We start from the raw sequence: 19239 nt of genomic DNA on the forward strand, positions 1-19239 counted from the left end.
CTACCTCCACCCGTTTCGGACAGGTCGTTCCAAAGGAGAAAGACCATGTTCAAGCAAACGATGATCGCCGCCGCGGCATTGACGGCCGCTGCCTGGGCGAGCCCGGCGGGCGCGGAAAACTATGTCACGCTTGGCCGTCTTGTCTGCGGATCCGATGGCGGCCAGGGTCTGATCGTCACCTCGCAGAAGAACCTCATCTGCACCTATACGCCGGCGGCCGGCGGCGCCAAGGCGGTCTATGCCGGCAAAATCGAGAAATTCGGCCTCGATATCGGCCAGACCGGCAAGAGCGTCATGATCTGGCAGGTGCTGGCAAAGACCGGCACGGATATTCCGCAATTCGCCCTTGCCGGCGAATATTACGGGATCGGCGCCGACGCAAGCATCGGTGCAGGCGCCGGCGCCAAGGTCATCGCCGGCGGCACCGACGGGGCCTTCATGCTGCAGCCGTTGAACGTCCAGGCTCAGGAAGGTCTGAACCTGGCGATCGGCGTCGAGAAGATGACACTCGTGCCCGGCGAGACCTGATGAAAGCGGCCGGCCAGCCAAGCATGAATCAAACAGCCACCCAAAGGGCGGCTGTTTCTGCGTCGATCAATGCGCGAGCGCCTTGTTGATATCCTCGGTCATCTTCTTCGCATCACCGAGCAGCATCATCGTACCATCCTTGTAGAACAGCGTATTGTCGATGCCGGCATAACCGGAACCGAGCGAGCGCTTGACGAAGAGGCAGGTCTTTGCCCGGTCGACGTCGAGGATCGGCATGCCGTAGATCGGCGAGGTCTTGTCGTCGCGCGCCGCCGGATTGGTGACGTCATTGGCGCCGATGACATAGGCAACGTCGGCCTGGGCGAATTCCGAGTTGATATCCTCGAGCTCGAAAACCTCGTCATAGGGAACATTCGCTTCGGCGAGCAACACGTTCATGTGGCCGGGCATCCGGCCTGCGACCGGATGGATCGCATATTTCACCTCGACGCCGTTCTTCTTCAGATTGTCGGCAAGTTCGCGCAGCGCATGCTGGGCCTGGGCGACCGCCATGCCGTATCCCGGCACGATGATGACCTTCGATGCGTTGGCCATCAGATAAGCCGCATCCTCGGCCGAGCCGAGCTTGACCGTCCTGTCCGATGTGTCGGGTCCGCCGGACGCCGTCTCACCGCCGAAACCGCCGAGGATGACGGAGACGAAGGAACGGTTCATGCCCTTGCACATGATGTAGGAAAGGATCGCGCCGGAGGAGCCGACGAGCGCGCCGGTGATGATCAGCGCCAGATTGCCGAGCGTGAAGCCGATGCCGGCCGCGGCCCAGCCTGAATAGGAGTTCAGCATCGAGACGACGACGGGCATATCGGCCCCGCCGATCGGCACGATCAGCAGAACGCCGAGCGCCAGCGACAAGGCCACAACGGCCCAGAAGTCGAAATGGCTTTCGGTGGCGGCAAGCCCGATGATGAAGAGCACGATCAGCACCAGCAGGCTCGCATTGATCATATGCCGGTAAGGCAGCAGGATCGGCTTGCCGGACATGCGTCCGTCGAGCTTTAGGAAGGCGATGATCGAACCGGTGAAGGTCAGCGCTCCGATCGCCACGCCGAGCGCCATCTCGATGCGCGCCTCGGTGTGAATATGGCCGATCTCGCCAATGCCGAAGGAGGCAGGCGTATAGAGCGCGGAAGCCGCGACCAACACGGCGGCAAGGCCGACCAGCGAATGGAAACCGGCGACGAGCTGCGGCATCGAGGTCATGGGGATGGTGCGGGCGACATAGGCGCCGACGCTGCCGCCGATGGCAAGGCCAAGGACGATCAGCACGAAGCCGCCGAAATTCGGGGTCGCCAGCACCAGCGTCGTCAGGATCGCGATCCCCATGCCGATCATGCCGTAGAGATTGCCCTTGCGGCTGGTGGCTGGATGCGACAGGCCGCGCAGCGCCAGGATGAAGAGCACGCCGGAGACGAGGTAGAGGAAGGCTGCGATATTGGTCATCAGTCCTTACCGGTCCTTCTTGCGGTACATCGAAAGCATCCGCTGCGTGACGAGGAAACCGCCGAAGATGTTCACCGACACGAGTACGAGGGCGACGAAACCGAAGCCGGTCGCAAGCCCGCTGGTCGAAATGCCGACCGCCAGAAGCGCGCCGACGACGATGACGGAGGAGATCGCATTGGTGACGGCCATCAGCGGCGTATGCAGCGCCGGCGTCACCGACCACACGACGTAATAGCCGACGAAGATCGACAATACGAAGATGGCAAGCTGGAAAACGAAGGGATCGATCGCCCCGCCGGTCGCAGCGCTTGCCGCTTCCGGCGCCTGGGCCGCCGCCGTGATCACGGCGGTCACCGCCTGATCGAGCTGCTCCAGCGCTTTGTCCATTGCTTCACTGGCCATCAGAGGTCTCCCTTCTTCGCGCCGCCGAAGGCGGGATGAACGACGTCGCCGGCATAGGTCAGCATCGTCGCCTTGACGAGCTCGTCGTCGAGATTGACGACGACGCTCCGGGTTTCCTTGTTGACCATGGTTTCGAGGAAGGTGACGAGGTTCTTGGCGTAGAGCGCCGAGGCGCTGGCCGCAACCCGGCCCGGCATGTTGGCGAAACCGATGACCCTGACGCCTTCGACATCGGCGATCTCGCCGGGGACGACGCCCTCGATATTGCCGCCGCGTTCGACTGCGAGATCGACGGCGACCGCCCCTGATTTCATCGAGGCGAGCATGGCCTGCGAAACGAGCCGCGGCGCCGCACGACCGGGGATCAGCGCGGTGGTGATGACGATATCCTGCTTGGCTATGTGTTCGGCAACTAGAGCCGCCTGTTTCGCCTGATAGTCGGCGGACATTTCCTTGGCATAACCGCCGGTCGTTTCCGCCGCCTTGAACTCCTCGTCCTCGATGGCGATGAACTTGGCGCCGAGCGAGGCGATCTGCTCCTTGGCCGCGGGGCGAACATCGGTGGCCGAGACCGCCGCGCCGAGACGCCGTGCGGTCGCAATCGCCTGAAGACCTGCGACGCCGGCGCCCATGACGAAGACCTTGGCGGCCGGCACGGTACCAGCCGCCGTCATCATCATCGGCATGGCGCGGTCATAGACCGCTGCAGCCTCGATGACGGCCTGGTAACCGGCGAGATTGGCCTGGGACGACAGCACGTCCATGGACTGGGCGCGGGTAATGCGCGGCATCAGTTCCATCGCGAAGGCCGAAAGCCCGGCACTTGCCAGTGCCGCGATCGCTTCGTCATTGCCGTAGGGATCCATGATGGCGATGATCACAGCGCCGCTTTTATAGCCGGAGATTTCCGATCCGTTGGGCCGGCGCACCTTCAACACCACATCGGCGGAGGCTGCATCCGCAAAACTGCCGATCCTGGCGCCCGCGGCCTCGAACTCCCCGTCTGGAATGCGCGAAGCCGCACCGGCACCGGCTTCGACGACGACGTCGAAGCCGAAGTTCTTCATCTTCTTCACGGTCTCGGCGGAGGCGGCGACACGCGTCTCCTCGCCCGTGATTTCCCTTGCAACGAAAACGATATTGCCCAACTGCCCCTCCTCCGGGTCAGCCAGACCGCCACAGGCTCACCTGCGCGGGCCAAGCACCTCATTCACAAAGCTTCGGAGAAGTCTCTCCTCCCCCTCAGAGCGCCGTGCGTCCTTTCGGACGCACAAAGAACGCTCTGACCCTCTGATTCTACGCGATCAGCGGAACAGGAAGATGCCGGCGGCGAGAAGAATGATGAAGACGAAGAGGCCACCGAGAAGGCCGGCGCCGCCGAAGAAACCGGCGGTCATCGCAAGCAGGAGGACGATGAGGAGCATCGAGCCGTATTTCGCGCTGGCGATGAACATGTCGTAGGTCTTTTCATGTTCTTTGTAATCCATTGGCGCGCCGGTCTCGACCGGTCCGGTATGATGTTCGGCCATAAATATCGTCTCCCTGATATGCCTCTGCGCTGCCTAATTTCCCTCTAGGCGAGGGAAATCCCTGCCTGCAGGGATTACACAATGACAGGCGAAAGCGCAATGCATGAGAATGCCGCAGGCGCACGTGGCAACCGTCACCTCAAAGCCCCGGAACGGGCCCTGAAGGACGGCTGATTTTGCCTGCTTCCGTCGCTACGTCGTCTCCCCCTCGGGGCAAGGCAGATCACAGCGGCAGATCGGTGCCGAGTTCGCCTGGCGGCACGAAACGCGCCGTCGGAATGATGGTGAGCGGCGGCAGCGTATCGTTGGGATTGCGTGAAAACATCATGCGCTGCTCGCTGGCGCTGGAGATGAAAAAGGGATAGCGCGTCAACAGCTTGCGCCCGACCTCGATCACATTCGTCGCCATCAGCGTCACGTCGACCCCGTAACTCTCCGCCAGTCGGCCGGGCACGATGGTATCGGCATAGAAGACCCGCTTGTAGAAGGCGGCATGCGGGGGCCGGACGGACTGAATAACGCGGTCCGCCCGGAAATGCGCTGCCGCAACGATGGCGGGTCTCAACGTCAGATAGGGAACCCATGGCATCTCGGCGGTGAACTCCGGATCGGCCGCGAACCGCGCCGGGTCGATCAAGGTTAGCCCGGCGTCCAAAAGCTCATCCATCGCCTCGGGAAAGGCTTCTCCGGACCGGCTGATACGATGCTCCGGCGTCACATAGTGAATTCGAATCGTACTGACCAGTTCGCCATAATAGTAGAGGCCGAAGATATAGGCATGGCTGTCGAAATCGACATCGTCCAATAGGCCTTCCGGGGCAAGCGACAGCGCGTCACGGGCCTTGTAGGCCTTGTAGCGCAGCCGCTCCACTTCCTCCATGTCTTCACCGCTTTCGACACGGCGATATTCGACGTGATCCAGAATTTCCAGTATTTTCCTGCTGAAATCGCCACGCGTAAAAAGTGTGTCTGACATTCTCTCGATCCGCTCGTTAACGGATCATTAATCATATGCCAGCGACACATAGGCAAGAAAATCTACGAGTTTCCGTTGAATTTAAACTATTAAGGTTAACAGGGCGCAAGATTTTCGGTTGGATAACCAGTCACTTGCAGGCGGCTCAAGCGACCTTGTTGCGGCGGCGCTGGACGGTGCGGCGGCCGATGCCCTCTTGCAGCAGCCTGATATTCTGGGAAGGGACCGGCTGCGAGAAAACGTAACCCTGCACCAGATCGGCACTACGGTGCTTGTTGAGCAGCGTCAGCTGTTCCTCGGTCTCCACACCCTCGATGACGATCTTCAGGCCCAGTTCGCGGGCGAGATTGACCGTGCCGCGCAAGAGCTTGAGGCGGCGCCCATCCTCGACGATGTTGCGCACGAAGGAGCGGTCGATCTTGACGATATCGAGCGGCAGCGTGTCGAGATAGCTGAGGCTGGAGAAGCCGGTGCCGAAATCGTCGATGGCGATGGTGATGCCCCGGGATCTGAGCTCCGCCAGGATGGCGCGCACGGCCGCCGGCTCGTCGATCAGGCAGCTCTCGGTGACTTCAAGATGCAGCCGCGCCGCGTCGAGGCCGGAATGGGCAAGCGCTTCGGCGACCACAAAGAGAATATCGGCATCGCGCAGGTCCCGCGCCGAGAGGTTGACCGAGACGGCGATATGCTCCGGCCAGTTCATGCATTCGCTGCACGCCTTGAACAGGACGAAACGGGTAATGTCGGAGATGATGCCCATATCCTCGGCGAGCCGGATGAAGACGTCGGGCGGGATCGAGCCCCTCTCCGGATGCACCCAGCGCGCCAAGGCCTCGGCGCACTCGATCCGCGAGCCGTCGGCCCGGAACATCGGCTGGAAGGCGAGATGCAGCGCTTGCGCCGAAACCGCCTCGCGCAGATCCGCCTTCAGCCTCTGCTGCTCGATATAGCGGCCATCCATCTCCCGCTCGAAGCCTGATATGCCGCCCTTGAAGCGCGACTTGCTTTCGAACAGCGCCAGATCCGCTTTGACGCTCCATTCATCCATCGCAAACGCGGTACTTTCGAGAATCGCGTAACCGGCGCTGAGCGAAACGAGGAACGTCAGTTCGTCGACCGCGTAATTGCCCTGGATTGCAGCGTGCACGCGGCGGATTTCGACGTCGAGCGAAGCCTGCTCCTTCGCATGTGGGAAGAACAGGATGAACTGGTCTCCCATCAACCGGCCGAGGATGGCGTTGCCGGAGGCCTGCTTGATGCGGGCGGCGATGGCGCAGAGCAGGTGGTCGCCCGTAACGTGGCCGCGCATGTCGTTGACATGTTTGAATTCGTCGATATCGAGAACCATGAAGCCGAGCGGCCCGGACTTCCTTTGATGTTTGGCGAGATACTCATGCACCAGCTGCCCGAAATATTGGCGGTTCGGCAGGCCGGTCAGCGCATCGAAGCGGACCATGTGCATGATCTTCTGCTCTGCCTTCACCCGGCTCGACACGTCCTCGAAGATCAGCACAGCGCCGCCGTCGGCCCTTCGGCTGGCGGAGAATTCGAGCGACAGGCCCTCGGGAAAATGAATGAGCGTGCGCGACAGATTACCCTCTGCCACTTGGGTGAGCTGGCGCAGAATGAGCTCCGGCTGCGAGGCGTCCATGAAGCTGTAGCGCGCGCCATAGCGCAGCACGGCGCCGAGGTCCCGATCCTTCAGCCGCTCTGGCGCGCCGATCTTCAGAAGTTCGCAGGCCTTGCGGTTGACCACCTGGATGCGGTTCTCGGCATCGACCATGACCAGGCCGTGCGGCATGTTGTTGAGCGCCGTATCGAAGCGGTCGGCGATGATGGTGATTTCCCGGCGTGCGATGACGTTCTCATAGAGGAACTCGCGCACGCCATTGGCCATGGCCCGCGTCGTCAGCCAGAAAGGAATGAGGAAGATCGACAGCACGCCGCGATAGAAGTCCATCGCCAGCAGGCTGCAGACGATCATCGGCAGGCAGCAGAAGAAGGTCTGGAGGTCGACTGCGAAGCGCGAGCCGTAGTTGCGGCCAACGACGGAAACCATGGTCGCCATGGTGACGGAAATGCAGGCAAGCTCCGCAAAGGAATCGTGGACGACGAAGATGGCGTAGCCGCTGGCGATGCCGAGGAGCGCGGTGGTGCATGCTCCACTGGCAACGAGAATCCGCTCCCAACGCTCAATTCCGGCGTGCGACAGGCTCTGCTTGTCGACGCGATCGAACTGCCGGAAGATGACCATGCGAGCGCCGAAGACCAGAAGGAAGGCGACCGACAGCAGGATGTAGATGGAGTACTGCGTCTTGGCAGCCACTGCAATGCACGTCGCGACATGGACGATCACGCCAACAAGCAGCGTCATGCGGTTCCCGGAAAGGGAACTCACAAACGACAGATACACATCAATAGGGACCCTGTTCGGGTTATCTGGCTTCATCCACACTTTCCCTGTGCGCGGGAATTCTAAGCCCAACCCTTTAAAATTTGATTTCAATGGAATCAAACATTTGGTCAAATTTTCTAAAACCACAGCGTGAACCGCACAGCCTATGCGCGTTAATGCAGCCTACCGGCGAGATTATTGAAATAATTTATCCACGCTTCGGTTGTTGAAACAGTTGACGGCTCTACGGACCGGCCGATGCGTCTAAGACTATACTCCAACACGAGGCATTTATCCTTCCAATTTCAAAGGCCGTGGTCTACATCGATTGCAAGAGGGAAAAACTGCCGAAAAACCGGCAGGACAAGAACAAGGGGAGGCGAATGTCGGTACTTCTGGCCGCCAGTCGGCTGATCGACTCGATCAGTCAGTTCATGGGCAAACTTGCCGAATATATGGTGCTGTTCTGCTGTCTGATCAGCGCCGGAAACGCCATCGTCCGCTATGCCTTCAACTACAGTTCGAACGGCTGGCTGGAGATCCAGTGGTATCTCTTCGCCTTCGTCGTCATGCTCGGCGCCTCGCATGCGCTGCGCAACAACGAGCATGTCCGCGTCGACCTGATCTATGGTTCGGTTTCCGATAAGGCGAAGATCTGGATCGACATCGTCGGCCTCATCCTCTTCCTGCTTCCCGCATGCGTCTATCTCACCTGGCTGTGCTGGCCCTTCTTCGCGCTCTCCTTCCACCAGGGGGAAATATCGGGCAATGCTGGTGGGCTGATCCGCTGGCCCGTCAAGCTCATCCTCGTCGCCGGCTTCGCGTTGCTCTCCCTTCAAGGCCTCTCGGAACTGGTCAAGCGGATCGCAGCGCTTGCCGGCCATATCAGCATCGACACGAAATACGAAAAGCCGCTGCAGTAAGGCGGGCTGGGAGACACGGATTTGTTTGATTTCGGCATCATCCCGCCGGCCATGTTCCTCGGCATGGTCATCTTCATGCTCTACGGCTTTCCGGTCGCCTTTTCGCTCGCCGCCGTCGGCCTGTTTTTCGCCATCATCGGCATCGCCACCGGCCATTTCGGCGAGGTCTTCCTGCAGGCTCTGCCGCTGCGCTTCTTCGGCATTCTTTCCAACGACCTCCTGCTCGCCATTCCCTTCTTCACCTTCATGGGTGCGGTGCTGGAGCGCTGCGGGCTGGCCGAAGACCTGCTCGAAGGCACCGGTAAGCTTTTCGGCGGCATACCCGGCGGCCTTGCCTATGCCGTCATCCTCGTCGGCGCCGTGCTCGGCGCGATCACCGGCACGGTGGCCGCCTCCGTCATCACCATGGGGGTGATCTCGCTGCCGATCATGCTGCGCTATGGCTATAATCCGCGCCTTGCCACCGGCGTCATCGCCGCGTCGGGCACGATCACCCAAGTCATCCCGCCCTCGCTCGTGCTCGTCGTTCTTGCCGATCAGCTCGGCAGGTCGGTCGGTGACATGTATCTCGGCGCGATCGGCCCTTCGATCCTGCAGGTGGCGATCTTCGTGCTCTTCATCCTGGTGATGTCGATCGTCCGGCCGAAATCGATGCCGCCGCTGCCGAAGGAGGTGCGCGGCGATTTCAATTGGGCGCTGCTCGTCAAGGTGCTGATGGGCATGGTGCCTTCGATCGTGCTGATCTTCCTCGTGCTCGGCACGATCTTCATGGGCCTTGCGACACCGACGGAGGCAGGAGCGCTCGGCGTCGTCGGCGCCATGCTGCTCGCCGCCATGAACCGTCGCCTCACCTGGCCGCTGATCCGTGAAGCCATGGCATCGACCACGCACATCACATCCATGGTGGTGATGATCCTGATCGGCTCCACCTGTTTCAGCCTGGTCTTCCAGGGCATGGACGGCTCGCGCTGGATCGAGCACATGCTGACGGGCATACCAGGTGGCCCGGTCGGCTTCCTGATCTTCGTCAACATCTTCATCTTCGTGCTCGCCTTCTTCCTCGATTTCTTCGAGATCGCCTTCATCGTCATCCCGATGCTCGCTCCCGTCGCCTCCAGTCTCGGCATCGACCTGATCTGGTTCGGCGTGCTGATCTGCGTCAACATGCAGACGAGCTTCATGCACCCGCCTTTCGGCTTCGCGCTCTTCTACCTGCGTTCGATCGCCAGCAAGGACGTCAAGACCTCGGACATCTACATGGGCGCGCTCCCCTGGGTCGGTATGCAGCTGATCCTGGTGGCGATCGTGATCTTCTGGCCGCAATCGGTAACCTATTGGCTGGATCACGGCCCGAAGGTCGACCCGAACTCGATCAAGATCGAAATCCCGGGCTTCGGCGGCCAGCTCGGCCTGCCGCCGATGGGCGGCGGCGGCAATGGCTCGCCGCAGATCCCCGGCCTGACCCTGCCGCCCCTGAACGGCCTGCCGGGAGCACCGCCGCCACCCGCCAAATAGTCCAGCAAAAAGCAAAACCCCGGACGGAAATCCGGGGTTTTGGTATTACACGCGTCTAAAGCGTCAACGGCGGAAAGCCTTAAAGCTTTCCGGCCCGCTGCTGGATCATCATGAACGTATCGAAGGTGTATTCCGAAAGCTGCATCCAGAGATAGGCGTCCCGTTTGAAGGCGGCCTGGTCGTCGTAGATCTTCTTGAAATACTGGTTCGTGCCCGAGATTTCGCTATAGATGCCCGTCGCCGCCTGGAAGCAGGCTTCCATGATCTCCTGGCTGAACGGGCGCAACGTCGCGCCTTCCGCGACGAGTTGCTTCAGCGCGGTCGGGTTCTTCGTGTCGTACTTCGCCAGCATGTTGGTGTTGGCGAAAGCGCAGGCGTCAGTCAGCGCTGCCTGATAATGCTTGGGCAGGCTGCTCCACTTTTCGAGATTGAAGAACCCATGCACCGTCGGGCCACCTTCCCACCAGCCCGGATAATAGTAGTACTTCGCCACCTTGTGGAAGCCGAGCTTCAGGTCGTCATAGGGACCGACGAATTCCGCCGCATCGATCGTGCCTTTTTCCAGCGCCGGATAGATGTCTCCGCCGGCGATCTGCTGCGGGATGACGCCGACCTTCTCCATGACGCGGCCGGCGAGGCCGGCAATGCGCATCTTGACGCCCTTGAGGTCATCGAGCGTGTTGATTTCCTTGCGGAACCAGCCGCCCATCTGCGCACCGGTGTTGCCGGCCGGCAGCGCATACATGCCCTGTGTGGCATAAAACTCGTTCATCAGCTTATTGCCGTTGCCTTCATAGTACCAGGCATTGGTCAGGCGGCTGTTCAGCCCGAACGGAATGGCCGTTCCGATGGCATAGGTCGGGTCCTTGCCGACGAAATAATAGGAGGTGGTGTGGGCTGCTTCGACCGTACCGGCGGCGACGGCATCGACGGCCTGCAGGCCGGGGACGATTTCACCGGCAGCGAAGGGCTGGATCGTGAAATTGCCGTCTGTCGCGGCGGCAACATGCTTGGCAATATCCTCGGCGCCGCCATAGATCGTATCCAAGCTCTTCGGAAACGACGACGTCATGCGCCACGCGATCTTCGGATTCTCTTGCGCGATCGCAGGCGCTGCCAATGCCGTTGCGGCGACCGCACCGGCGCTGGCGGTTCCCGCCTTCTTGAAAAACGAACGACGATCCATCAAAAACCTCCCAAATAGATGACACTGCGCGGCCAATCTCACCCCTACCCGCAGCAAGGGCAAAGCTAAGCATGGCGCCAGCCGCGGTTCAAGCTTTAGTCTATTAGCCTTTGGCATCAAGACGGGCAATAAGGCAACGTGCACGTATCCATCAGAATCAGCGGCTTAGCGGTAAACCGCAAAGGCGGGGTGCCTCTTCCGTCGCAATTTGGCCGCCTGATACAGCCAAGCGTTGACTTGGCGGCCGTTCAGGCGGAAGAAACGACGAGAAGAAAGATTTTGACCGGGGCTGATATGACGAAACCGATCGTTGCCATTCCTGCCGATATCCGCAGCTTCGACGGCGCGACCTGGCATGCCGTACAGCATCAATATCTGCGCGCCGCATTGAACGCATCCGGTGTCATGGCCTTCATGATCCCCGCTTTCGAGGAGGGCTACGATACCGACGCGATTCTCGACCGCGTCGACGGCCTTCTGGTTTCCGGTTCGGCCAGCAACGTGCATCCCTCGCACTACGGTGCCGAGGCGAATGACAAGGACGGCCCATTCGATCCCGCCCGCGACGCCACCAGCCTGCCGCTCATCCGCCGCGCCATCGACCGCGCCATCCCGCTGCTCGCCATCTGCCGCGGCATCCAGGAGCTGAATGTCGCCCTCGGCGGCTCGCTGGCAAGCGAGATCCAGGAACAGCCCGGCAACTGGGACCATCGCCGACCGGAAGGTGTCGACCGGGACGGCATGTACGCCATTCGCCAGACCGTCCATGTCAAGGAAGGCTCCTGCATCGCAGGCATTCTCGGCCCGGGCGAGATCCGCGTGAATTCACTGCATCGCCAGGCAATCGCCAGGACCGCCCCGGGCCTGCAGGTGGAAGCGATCGCCGAGGATGGCACGGTGGAGGCCGTTTCCGTCATCGACGCCAAGGCCTTTGCCGTCGGCGTGCAATGGCATCCGGAATATTGGGCTGAAACCGACAAGTCTTCGAACCAGTTGTTCGCCGCTTTCGGCGACGCCGTCCGCAGCTATGCCGCGGCCAAGCTACCGTTCATGTCAGCACAGGCGATCGCATGACGGCGCGGCGCCCGCGAAGCGCTATGCCTGTTACTCGGTAACTACCGTCCGCCGAGCCAACCCGCTTAAGCCTTCTGCGGTGTCTCTGGCACCGGTGTCAAAGCCGCACCCTTCTCGAACCAGGCGATGAGATTGTCGGCGACGAGATCGGCCATCGCATTGCGTGTCGGCACGGACGCGGAGGCGACGTGCGGCAGCAGTACGGCATTGGCCGGCTCAAACAGGTCGGCCGGCACCGTGGGCTCTTCATAGAAGACGTCCAGACCGGCAGCACCGAGCGCGCCGGAAGCAAGCGCGGCACTCAGCGCCTCCTCGTCCACCGTCCAGCCGCGGCCGACATTGACGAGGATGCCGTCAGGGCCGAGTGCTGCCAGAATATCGGCATCGATCGTCTTGTGCGTCTGCGCCGTCTTCGGAACGATGGCGATCAGCGTATCCACCGCTTCCGCCAGCCCCTTCAACGTCGAGTGATAATCGTAGGATACATCGGCATGGCGTGAACGCGTGTGATAACTGATCTTCACCTTGAACGGCTCCAGCCGCTTGGCGATTTCGAGCCCGATGCGGCCAAGGCCATAAAGCCCGACATGGCGGCCCTTGAGCGAGAAGCGCGACAGCGGATAGGCCGTGCCCGGCTTCCAGTTGCCCGCACGCAGCCAAGCTTCGGCCCGCGGCAATTCGCGAACCGTGTTCAGCAGCAGGCCGATCGCCGTATCGGCGACCTCGTCATTCAGCACATCAGGCGTATTGGTGACGACGATGCCTTTCTCTGCGGCGTGTTTCACATCGATGCCGTCATAACCGACCCCGAAATTGGCGATCACTTCAGCATGCGGCAGTTGCTCCATCCAGGCGCCCGGGAAGGAACCGGAAACGGCGACGCCGCGGATACGGCCGGCGGTCTCGCTGTCCAGCGCAAGCTTCTCCTCGCGTGCGACCGCAATAATCTCAAAACGATCCTTCAACCTTTCGAGAACACGCTCGTGTATCTTCCCAGGAACGAGAATGGCGATGCGGGACATGGCTTTCCTCTTGGATGGCGGTCTTGATTCAGGCGCGGGGCCGATGGGGACTGGTGGACTGGCGGATGCGCATTTCCGGCTTGATCAGATGCATGCCGTCAGGCTCATGGCTGCCGGCAAGGCGATCGAGCAGCGCCCGGGCTGCCAGGCGCCCGACCTCGGCCTGACCGTTCCAGACAGTCGTCAGCGCCGGCGTAGCGATCGAGGCCTCCTCGAGATCGTCGTAGCCGGTGACGGAAATATCGCCTCCCGGCACGAGGCCGGCGCGCGCAATGCCGTTCATCAGGCCGATCGCCACGAGATCGTTCCAGCACACGGCTGCCGTCGGCTTCTGCGGTAGCGAAAGGAAATGCACTGCAGCCTCGAAACCGCCCTGTTTCGAGCGCGGACCGGGAATACGCAGGTTCGGATCAACTTCGATGCCGGCCTTGCGCAGCGAATTGACATAGCCCTGGTAGCGATCGCGGCCGGTGGATGTCTGGTCCGTGCCGCCGATCATGGCGATCGAGCGATGACCGAGGCCGATCAGGTGGTTGGTGGCGAGCGAAATGCCGTAGCTGTCGTCGCCGCGATAGGTCGGCAGGTCCTGCCCTTCCATCGAGCGGGCGACCAGGATCGCCGGCATGCCGTTCTCTTCCGCCAGCTGCACGTCCTCAGGCGGCGTACCGATCGCCGGCGACATGATGACGCCGTCACCGCCGAGCTGCAGCAGCGTCTCGATAAATGTGCGCTGCTTTTCGACATTGTCGTAATGGTTGGAAAGGATGAAGGTGTGGCGGCTGCGGTCGAGTTCGCTTTCGATCGCCTTCAGGATCTCGCCATAGAAGGGGTTCATGATGTCGTGCACGACGACGCCGATGATGCCGGAGCGCGAGGTACGGAGGCTGGCGGCACGGCGATTGTAGATATAGCCGAGCGCGCGCGCCTGTTCCTTGATCTTCTCCCTGGTAATGCCGGCAACGAGCGGACTGTCGCGTAAGGCAAGCGATACGGTCGCCGTTGAAATGCCGAGCGTTTCGGCGATTGTCGAAAGCTTGATCTTCTGGACCACGTGTCCTCCTCCAGGCAGCACGCAAGCGACAAGACCCCGCCGTCAAACCGGCGCGGCCCTTAAAATGTTTAATTAAAAGATTTAATCGGTGGAAGCAATTCGTCTTTCGGGAAATTTCAGTCTTCGTCCGGTTCTTCGACAGGAATGGCTTCGGCTTGCAGATTGGCATCGATCGCCTTCAGCAGGCGGACCAGATTGCGGATTTCCTTCTCAGAGAACTCTTGCGTCGCCAGCCTGTCGCAGGCCGAAGCCGCCATCTCGATCCCCTGCACGCTGCCTCGGCCGAGGTCGGTGAGATAGACCTTGGTCAGGCGTGCATCCTCGGCATCGGGCTTGCGCTCGAGAAAGCCCTGCGCCTCCATGCGGCCGATCGTGCGCGTCATCGTCGGCGCCTTGACGCCGAGCTTCTGGGCAAGGCCGCCTGCCGTCATGCCGTCACTTTCGGCAAGCGAGAGGATGACACCATCCTGGCCGGCATAGAGGCCGCTTTCAAGCAGGTTGCGCGAGAGCACCGTCCGCATGGAACGCGCCGCCTGGGTCAGAGCCGGGGAGAGATCGACGAGCGTATACTCGGTCTGGTCCTTCTTCTTGGACTTGTTCTTTTTGCCGTCCTTGTGCTTCTTTCCCATAGCCATCCCTTTGATCTTTAAGCCCCGACGCCGCTGCGATATGACATTGCCCAGGATCTCGTCATAAACAAGAGGCAACGACCGGATGATGACACCTTCGCCGCGCTTCGAGGACAGCAGTCCGGCCTTTGCACCTGACGGGCGTCATCCGATCGCCGTGTTGCCGCTCGGTGCACATGAACAGCACGGCCCCCACCTGCCCTTCGAAACCGACACTCTGATTGCCGAAGGCATCGCCGGGCGATTGAAGATAGCCTTGCCCGCCGGCCTGCCGGTCACCTTCCTGCCCGCCGAATCCATCGGCTATTCCATAGAGCATATGGATGTTGAAGGAACGAAGACGCTTGCGTTCGACGAAGCTGTAATCCGCTGGCTCGGCATCGCCGAAGGTCTGGCGAAGCAGGGCATCCGCAAATTCGTGATGCTGAACGCCCATGGCGGCAATTCGCCGGTCATATCGGTCGTCGCGACCGAGGCGCGGGTCCGCTTTGCCATGCTGGCGGTGGCGACGAGCTGGACCCGTTTCGGCGTGCCGGATGGCGCGGTCACGCCGGAGGAAAAGGCGATCGGAATCCATGGCGGCGAAATCGAGACCTCGGTGATGCTGGCGTTTCATCCCGATAAGGTTGATATGGCGAAGGCGGCGGACTTCTCCTCGCGACAGACGGAATTCGCCGAGCGTTTCAAGCATCTGCGCGCCTACGGGCCGCACGCCTTCGGCTGGAAGATGTCGGACCTTAATGCCGAAGGTGTGGCAGGCAATGCCGCGGCCGCAACGGCAGAGAAAGGTGAGGCGCTGATTGCCCATGCGGTAGAAGGGCTGGTGGAATTGCTGAGCGATGTCGATGCATTCGACGTCACGCAACTCCGGTGAATACGGTCATCTGCACTGGCCAGACAATGTGATCTTATAACATTATAAAACCCTTTGAACTGCCACGCTCAAGCCATTATATGAGACCAACCGTTCAAGCAGCCGATCCCAAGCCGCTCGGCCGCACGCCTAATCCTAGAGGTTCTCATGACCGACGCGATCTCCACCCTGAAGCCTATTCCCGTTACCGTGCTCACCGGTTATCTCGGCGCCGGCAAGACGACGTTGCTCAACCGCATTCTCTCCGAAAATCACGGCAAGAAATATGCGGTCATCGTCAACGAGTTCGGCGAAATCGGTATCGACAACGACCTGATCGTCGAGTCGGACGAAGAAATCTACGAGATGAACAATGGCTGTGTCTGTTGCACGGTGCGCGGCGACCTGATCCGCGTCGTCGAAGGCCTGATGCGCCGTCCCGGCCGCTTCGACGGCATCATCGTCGAAACGACGGGCCTTGCCGATCCGGTGCCGGTCGCCCAGACCTTCTTCATGGATGACGACGTGCGCGCCAAGACCGAGCTCGATGCCGTCGTCGCCCTCGTCGATGCCAAGCACCTGCCGCTGCGCTTGAAGGACAGCCGCGAGGCCGAAGACCAGATCGCCTTCGCCGACGTCGTCATCATCAACAAGAGCGACCTCGTGACCCCGGAAGAACTTGATGTAATCGAGGATATCGTCCGCGCCATCAACCCGGCCGCCCGCGTCTACAAGACCAGCCGCTCGGGCGTCGACCTCGCCCGCGTGCTCGATCAGGGCGCCTTCAACCTGGAACGCGCGCTCGAAAACGATCCGCATTTCCTTGAGCACGGCCACGATGACCATGTCTGCGGCCCCGATTGCGATCATGACCATCATGACCATGACCATGATCATCACGGTCATCACGACAATCATCACCATGGCGCCCATAACCATGGCGCAATGTCGGCGATCCACGATGTAACGGTGCAGTCGGTGTCGCTGCGCGGCGGCGAGATGAATCCGGAGCGCTTCTTCCCGTGGATCCAGAAGATCACCCAGACGCAGGGGCCGAATATTCTGCGCCTCAAGGGCATCATCGCCTTCAAGGACGATCCCGAGCGTTACGTCGTTCAGGGCGTGCACATGATCATCGAGGGTGATCACCAGCGGCCCTGGAAGGAAGGCGAGAAGCACGAGAGCCGTCTCGTCTTTATCGGCCGCGAACTCGACCGCGAGAAGCTCGAAGCCTCCTTCAAGGCCTGCGGGGCAGCCGCCTGATGCCGACAGTTGCACCGCTTGATCTCGACGGCCACGTTCTGGCCGTCGAATTTTTAGGTGATGTTCCCTTCTTCGCAAGCGCAAACGGTACATTCCACCGGCTGGATGGCGGCGACAGGGTTTCCGAAGCCCACCAGGGCATGCTCACCGCCATCCGCGACCCCTACAGCGAGAGCCTGATCTCAGGCGGCGAGGATGGCAAGGTACTGCGCATTGCCGCCGACGGCAGCGTCAGCGAGATCGCGACCGCGCCGCGCAAGTGGATTTCGCAGGTCGCAGCCGGGCCTCAGGGTGCCGTTGCCTATTCCTACGGCAAGAGTGCGCTCGTGCGCCTGGCCGATGGCACGACCAAGGAATTCCCCGAGGAGCGCACGGTCGAAGGCCTTGCCTTTGCACCGAAGGGCCTGCGCATCGCAGCGGCGCGCTACAACGGCGTGTCGCTGCATTGGATCGGCATGAACGCCAAGCCGGTCGATCTGGAATGGAAGGGTGCGCATACCGGCGTCACCTTCTCGCCGGATGGTAATTTCCTCGTCACCTCGATGCAGGAAAACGCACTGCACGGCTGGAAGCTAGACATCAAGCCCGGGACCGAGGCCCGCCATATGCGCATGACCGGCTACCCCTCCAAGGTGAAATCACTCTCCTGGTCGGTCAAGGGCAAGTGGCTCGCGTCTTCAGGCGCGCCTGCGGCAATCGTCTGGCCCTTCCAGGGCAAGGACGGGCCGATGGGCAAGGCGCCGCTGGAGCTCGGCACTCGCGCCAATATCATGGCGACCGCGGTGAAATTCCATCCGCTCGAGGACATCCTCGCCATCGGCTTCATCGACGGCATGATTCTGGCCGTGCGCATCGCCGACAGCAAGGAAGCGCTGCTGCGCCGACCTGGTAAGGGCGCGATCACGGCGATGAGCTGGAGCAAAAACGGCAAGCTGCTCGCCTTCGGCTCCGAAGCCGGCGACTGCGGCGTCATCGATATTTCGGCCTGAGCCCCGCTGCCGGCAATGGACGACGCCCTGGCGAAACCTGAAATCGTGACGCTGACGGCCGACCACATGCAAGCCGCAGCCGATATCAGACGTGTCGCCCTTTGGCAGCGGCTGCCCAGGCTGCCGAATGTGCATACGCCCGAGGAAGAGGAGCAGTACTGGCGCATGCATCTGCTGCCGAATTGCTCGATCCTCGGCGCAGCCATGGGCAACCGGCTCGTCGGTGTCATCGCCTATGGCGACAACTGGATAGAGCAGCTTTACGTTCTCCCCGATTTCCAGGGCATGGGCATCGGCTCTTCACTCCTCGGCTGCGCCAAGGAGGAGATGAACGAGATCAGGCTCTGGACGTTCCAGCGTAATGCGGGCGCTCGCGCTTTCTACGAACGGCACGGTTTTGCCGCCGAGGAGGAGACCGATGGCGCCGACAACGAAGAACGGGAGCCCGATGTGCTCTATCACTGGCGCCGGCTTCCGAAGCTGACACCGGACCTGCAACCGTCGGACGGCTAGACTGAATCAGGGCTGCCAAATGCCTTGCCCAGGCGAAACATGAAACGCACGCAGGACGCGCCTTGCGCGCCGCCCTGGCTGACGGAGGAAACGGGAATGTCGAAATCGACCGGCCTCGGTTTGACCGAGCAACAGCCGCGGCCTTTGGGCGATGCATCGGTCTGGACCGTGATCCGCGCCGAGGCGGCCGAGCTCGCCGCACGCGAGCCGATATTGCAGCGGCTGCTTGCCGCTGAGGTAACGGACACTGCCGGCAATGATGAGATCATCGCCCGCGTGCTGGCCGCGCGGCTCTCCGTTGCGCAGGTGGAGACGGGTGATCTGTTTGATCTCATCCGGTCCACATTGACCACAGACATCATGCGGAAGGTCGAGGCCGATCTCGTTGCCGTGCGCGAACGCGATCCGGCCTGCACCACATTTCTGCACGCGCTTCTCAACCTCAAGGGCTTTCATGCGCTGCAGACGCACCGCATCGCCCATGCGCTCTGGGTCGCCGGCCGTCCGGAGATCGCCAGCTGGCTCGCCAATCTCGTTTCGCTGGTCTTCGGCCCGGATATCCATCCGGCGGCGCGGATCGGCGCGTCCATCATGCTCGACCACGGTTCGGGCATCGTCATCGGCGAAACGGCTGTCATCGAGGATGAAGTTTCGATCCTGCAGAACGTAACGCTCGGCGGCACCGGCAAGGAGACCGGCGACCGCCACCCGAAGATCCGCCACGGCGTTATGATCGGCGCCGGCGCCAAGATCCTCGGCAATATCGAAATCGGCGCCTTCAGCAAAGTCGCCGCCGGCAGCGTCGTGCTGAAATCGGTGCCCGAGCATTGCACGGTCGCCGGCGTGCCAGCCGCCGTCGTACGCATCCATCGCGCCGATGAAATCCCGGCCGAGACGATGGACCAGAACATCTAGGATCGCTCCGAG

General features: G+C 61.4%; 19 protein-coding genes. 9 read left to right on the forward strand and 10 right to left on the reverse strand.

Annotated features, from left to right (window positions below; all coding sequences use genetic code 11):
• Positions 1 to 45: 45 nt before the first annotated feature.
• A complete protein-coding gene (locus N2600_RS19135) occupies positions 46 to 528 on the forward strand; it encodes a DUF992 domain-containing protein (protein WP_260297138.1) in 483 nt (160 codons plus the stop codon).
• Between the two features lie 66 nt (positions 529 to 594).
• Here the strand turns inward: N2600_RS19135 and N2600_RS19140 are convergent, their stop codons facing one another.
• From N2600_RS19140 to N2600_RS19165, 6 genes are all read right to left on the reverse strand, one after another.
• Positions 595 to 1989 (reverse strand): NAD(P)(+) transhydrogenase (Re/Si-specific) subunit beta, encoded by a 1395-nt coding sequence (locus N2600_RS19140; RefSeq protein WP_017967907.1) that lies wholly within the window; start codon positions 1987 to 1989, stop codon positions 595 to 597.
• A 6-nt stretch (positions 1990 to 1995) separates the two neighbouring features.
• On the reverse strand, positions 1996 to 2394 hold the full coding sequence (locus N2600_RS19145) for a proton-translocating transhydrogenase family protein (RefSeq protein ID WP_017967908.1): 399 nt from the start codon (positions 2392 to 2394) through the stop codon (positions 1996 to 1998).
• Positions 2394 to 3542: a Re/Si-specific NAD(P)(+) transhydrogenase subunit alpha gene (locus N2600_RS19150; RefSeq protein ID WP_162116943.1), complete on the reverse strand. Its 1149-nt coding sequence runs from the start codon at positions 3540 to 3542 to the stop codon at positions 2394 to 2396. The genes N2600_RS19145 and N2600_RS19150 overlap by 1 nt, the downstream gene beginning before the upstream one ends.
• Positions 3543 to 3698: 156 nt before the next feature.
• Positions 3699 to 3923, reverse strand: a complete 225-nt coding sequence (locus N2600_RS19155) for an aa3-type cytochrome c oxidase subunit IV (RefSeq protein ID WP_003552834.1) — start codon at positions 3921 to 3923, stop codon at positions 3699 to 3701.
• Positions 3924 to 4146: 223 nt separating this feature from the next.
• A complete protein-coding gene (locus N2600_RS19160) occupies positions 4147 to 4899 on the reverse strand; it encodes an N-acyl amino acid synthase FeeM domain-containing protein (RefSeq protein WP_017967911.1) in 753 nt (250 codons plus the stop codon).
• Between the two features lie 145 nt (positions 4900 to 5044).
• Positions 5045 to 7348, reverse strand: coding sequence for a putative bifunctional diguanylate cyclase/phosphodiesterase (locus N2600_RS19165; protein ID WP_260297139.1), 2304 nt, complete (start codon positions 7346 to 7348; stop codon positions 5045 to 5047).
• Between the two features lie 329 nt (positions 7349 to 7677).
• Here N2600_RS19165 and N2600_RS19170 point away from each other — a divergent pair, with 329 nt between their 5' ends.
• Both N2600_RS19170 and N2600_RS19175 read left to right on the forward strand, forming a co-directional pair.
• A complete protein-coding gene (locus N2600_RS19170; protein ID WP_026154543.1) occupies positions 7678 to 8217 on the forward strand; it encodes a TRAP transporter small permease subunit in 540 nt (179 codons plus the stop codon).
• Between the two features lie 21 nt (positions 8218 to 8238).
• Positions 8239 to 9732, forward strand: coding sequence for a TRAP transporter large permease (locus tag N2600_RS19175; protein ID WP_017967914.1), 1494 nt, complete (start codon positions 8239 to 8241; stop codon positions 9730 to 9732).
• Between the two features lie 79 nt (positions 9733 to 9811).
• On the opposite strand, the gene N2600_RS19180 is transcribed toward N2600_RS19175, so the two are convergent.
• Positions 9812 to 10918, reverse strand: a complete 1107-nt coding sequence (locus N2600_RS19180) for a TRAP transporter substrate-binding protein (protein ID WP_017967915.1) — start codon at positions 10916 to 10918, stop codon at positions 9812 to 9814.
• Positions 10919 to 11212: 294 nt separating this feature from the next.
• On the opposite strand from N2600_RS19180, the gene N2600_RS19185 reads away from it, so the two are divergent.
• Entirely contained in the window at positions 11213 to 11992 is a 780-nt protein-coding gene (locus N2600_RS19185; protein ID WP_017967916.1) for a gamma-glutamyl-gamma-aminobutyrate hydrolase family protein, read from the forward strand.
• A gap of 65 nt (positions 11993 to 12057) precedes the next feature.
• Here the strand turns inward: N2600_RS19185 and N2600_RS19190 are convergent, their stop codons facing one another.
• The 3 genes from N2600_RS19190 to N2600_RS19200 all read right to left on the reverse strand — a co-directional run bounded on the left by N2600_RS19190 (position 12058) and on the right by N2600_RS19200 (position 14694).
• The gene (locus N2600_RS19190) at positions 12058 to 13014 is read right to left on the reverse strand and encodes a 2-hydroxyacid dehydrogenase (protein WP_017967917.1); all 957 of its coding nucleotides are present in this window, start codon (positions 13012 to 13014) and stop codon (positions 12058 to 12060) included.
• Between the two features lie 28 nt (positions 13015 to 13042).
• Entirely contained in the window at positions 13043 to 14065 is a 1023-nt protein-coding gene (locus N2600_RS19195) for a LacI family DNA-binding transcriptional regulator (protein ID WP_260297140.1), read from the reverse strand.
• A gap of 116 nt (positions 14066 to 14181) precedes the next feature.
• A complete protein-coding gene (locus tag N2600_RS19200) occupies positions 14182 to 14694 on the reverse strand; it encodes a MarR family winged helix-turn-helix transcriptional regulator (protein WP_017967919.1) in 513 nt (170 codons plus the stop codon).
• Between the two features lie 85 nt (positions 14695 to 14779).
• Here N2600_RS19200 and N2600_RS19205 point away from each other — a divergent pair, with 85 nt between their 5' ends.
• The 5 genes from N2600_RS19205 (at position 14780) to cysE (ending at position 19227) form a co-directional block, all read left to right on the forward strand.
• Entirely contained in the window at positions 14780 to 15568 is a 789-nt protein-coding gene (locus tag N2600_RS19205) for a creatininase family protein (RefSeq protein ID WP_260297141.1), read from the forward strand.
• 147 nt (positions 15569 to 15715) lie between these two features.
• Entirely contained in the window at positions 15716 to 16810 is a 1095-nt protein-coding gene (locus N2600_RS19210; RefSeq protein ID WP_260297142.1) for a CobW family GTP-binding protein, read from the forward strand.
• On the forward strand, positions 16810 to 17799 hold the full coding sequence (locus tag N2600_RS19215; protein WP_018072749.1) for a WD40 repeat domain-containing protein: 990 nt from the start codon (positions 16810 to 16812) through the stop codon (positions 17797 to 17799). Before N2600_RS19210 ends, N2600_RS19215 begins: the two co-directional genes overlap by 1 nt.
• Before the next feature lie 15 nt (positions 17800 to 17814).
• On the forward strand, positions 17815 to 18312 hold the full coding sequence (locus N2600_RS19220) for a GNAT family N-acetyltransferase (protein WP_017967923.1): 498 nt from the start codon (positions 17815 to 17817) through the stop codon (positions 18310 to 18312).
• Positions 18313 to 18408: 96 nt separating this feature from the next.
• Complete coding sequence (cysE, locus tag N2600_RS19225) at positions 18409 to 19227, forward strand: serine O-acetyltransferase (RefSeq protein ID WP_170259852.1); 819 nt, start codon at positions 18409 to 18411, stop codon at positions 19225 to 19227.
• The last annotated feature ends 12 nt before the right edge of the window (positions 19228 to 19239 follow it).

It is taken from the genome of Rhizobium sp. WSM1274 (assembly GCF_025200775.1).
Lineage (GTDB): Bacteria > Pseudomonadota > Alphaproteobacteria > Rhizobiales > Rhizobiaceae > Rhizobium > Rhizobium leguminosarum_I.

Coding starts and splice junctions, on each gene's coding strand:
- N2600_RS19200 (WP_017967919.1), bottom strand. CDS start 14,694: ATGGGAAAGAAGCACAAGGACGGCAAAAAGAACAAGTCCAAGAAGAAG.
- N2600_RS19185 (WP_017967916.1), top strand. CDS start 11,213: ATGACGAAACCGATCGTTGCCATTCCTGCCGATATCCGCAGCTTCGAC.
- N2600_RS19180 (WP_017967915.1), bottom strand. CDS start 10,918: ATGGATCGTCGTTCGTTTTTCAAGAAGGCGGGAACCGCCAGCGCCGGT.
- N2600_RS19190 (WP_017967917.1), bottom strand. CDS start 13,014: ATGTCCCGCATCGCCATTCTCGTTCCTGGGAAGATACACGAGCGTGTT.
- cysE (WP_170259852.1), top strand. CDS start 18,409: ATGTCGAAATCGACCGGCCTCGGTTTGACCGAGCAACAGCCGCGGCCT.
- N2600_RS19210 (WP_260297142.1), top strand. CDS start 15,716: ATGACCGACGCGATCTCCACCCTGAAGCCTATTCCCGTTACCGTGCTC.
- N2600_RS19140 (WP_017967907.1), bottom strand. CDS start 1,989: ATGACCAATATCGCAGCCTTCCTCTACCTCGTCTCCGGCGTGCTCTTC.
- N2600_RS19215 (WP_018072749.1), top strand. CDS start 16,810: ATGCCGACAGTTGCACCGCTTGATCTCGACGGCCACGTTCTGGCCGTC.
- N2600_RS19135 (WP_260297138.1), top strand. CDS start 46: ATGTTCAAGCAAACGATGATCGCCGCCGCGGCATTGACGGCCGCTGCC.
- N2600_RS19145 (WP_017967908.1), bottom strand. CDS start 2,394: ATGGCCAGTGAAGCAATGGACAAAGCGCTGGAGCAGCTCGATCAGGCG.
- N2600_RS19155 (WP_003552834.1), bottom strand. CDS start 3,923: ATGGCCGAACATCATACCGGACCGGTCGAGACCGGCGCGCCAATGGAT.
- N2600_RS19220 (WP_017967923.1), top strand. CDS start 17,815: ATGGACGACGCCCTGGCGAAACCTGAAATCGTGACGCTGACGGCCGAC.
- N2600_RS19205 (WP_260297141.1), top strand. CDS start 14,780: ATGATGACACCTTCGCCGCGCTTCGAGGACAGCAGTCCGGCCTTTGCA.
- N2600_RS19160 (WP_017967911.1), bottom strand. CDS start 4,899: ATGTCAGACACACTTTTTACGCGTGGCGATTTCAGCAGGAAAATACTG.
- N2600_RS19165 (WP_260297139.1), bottom strand. CDS start 7,348: ATGAAGCCAGATAACCCGAACAGGGTCCCTATTGATGTGTATCTGTCG.
- N2600_RS19170 (WP_026154543.1), top strand. CDS start 7,678: ATGTCGGTACTTCTGGCCGCCAGTCGGCTGATCGACTCGATCAGTCAG.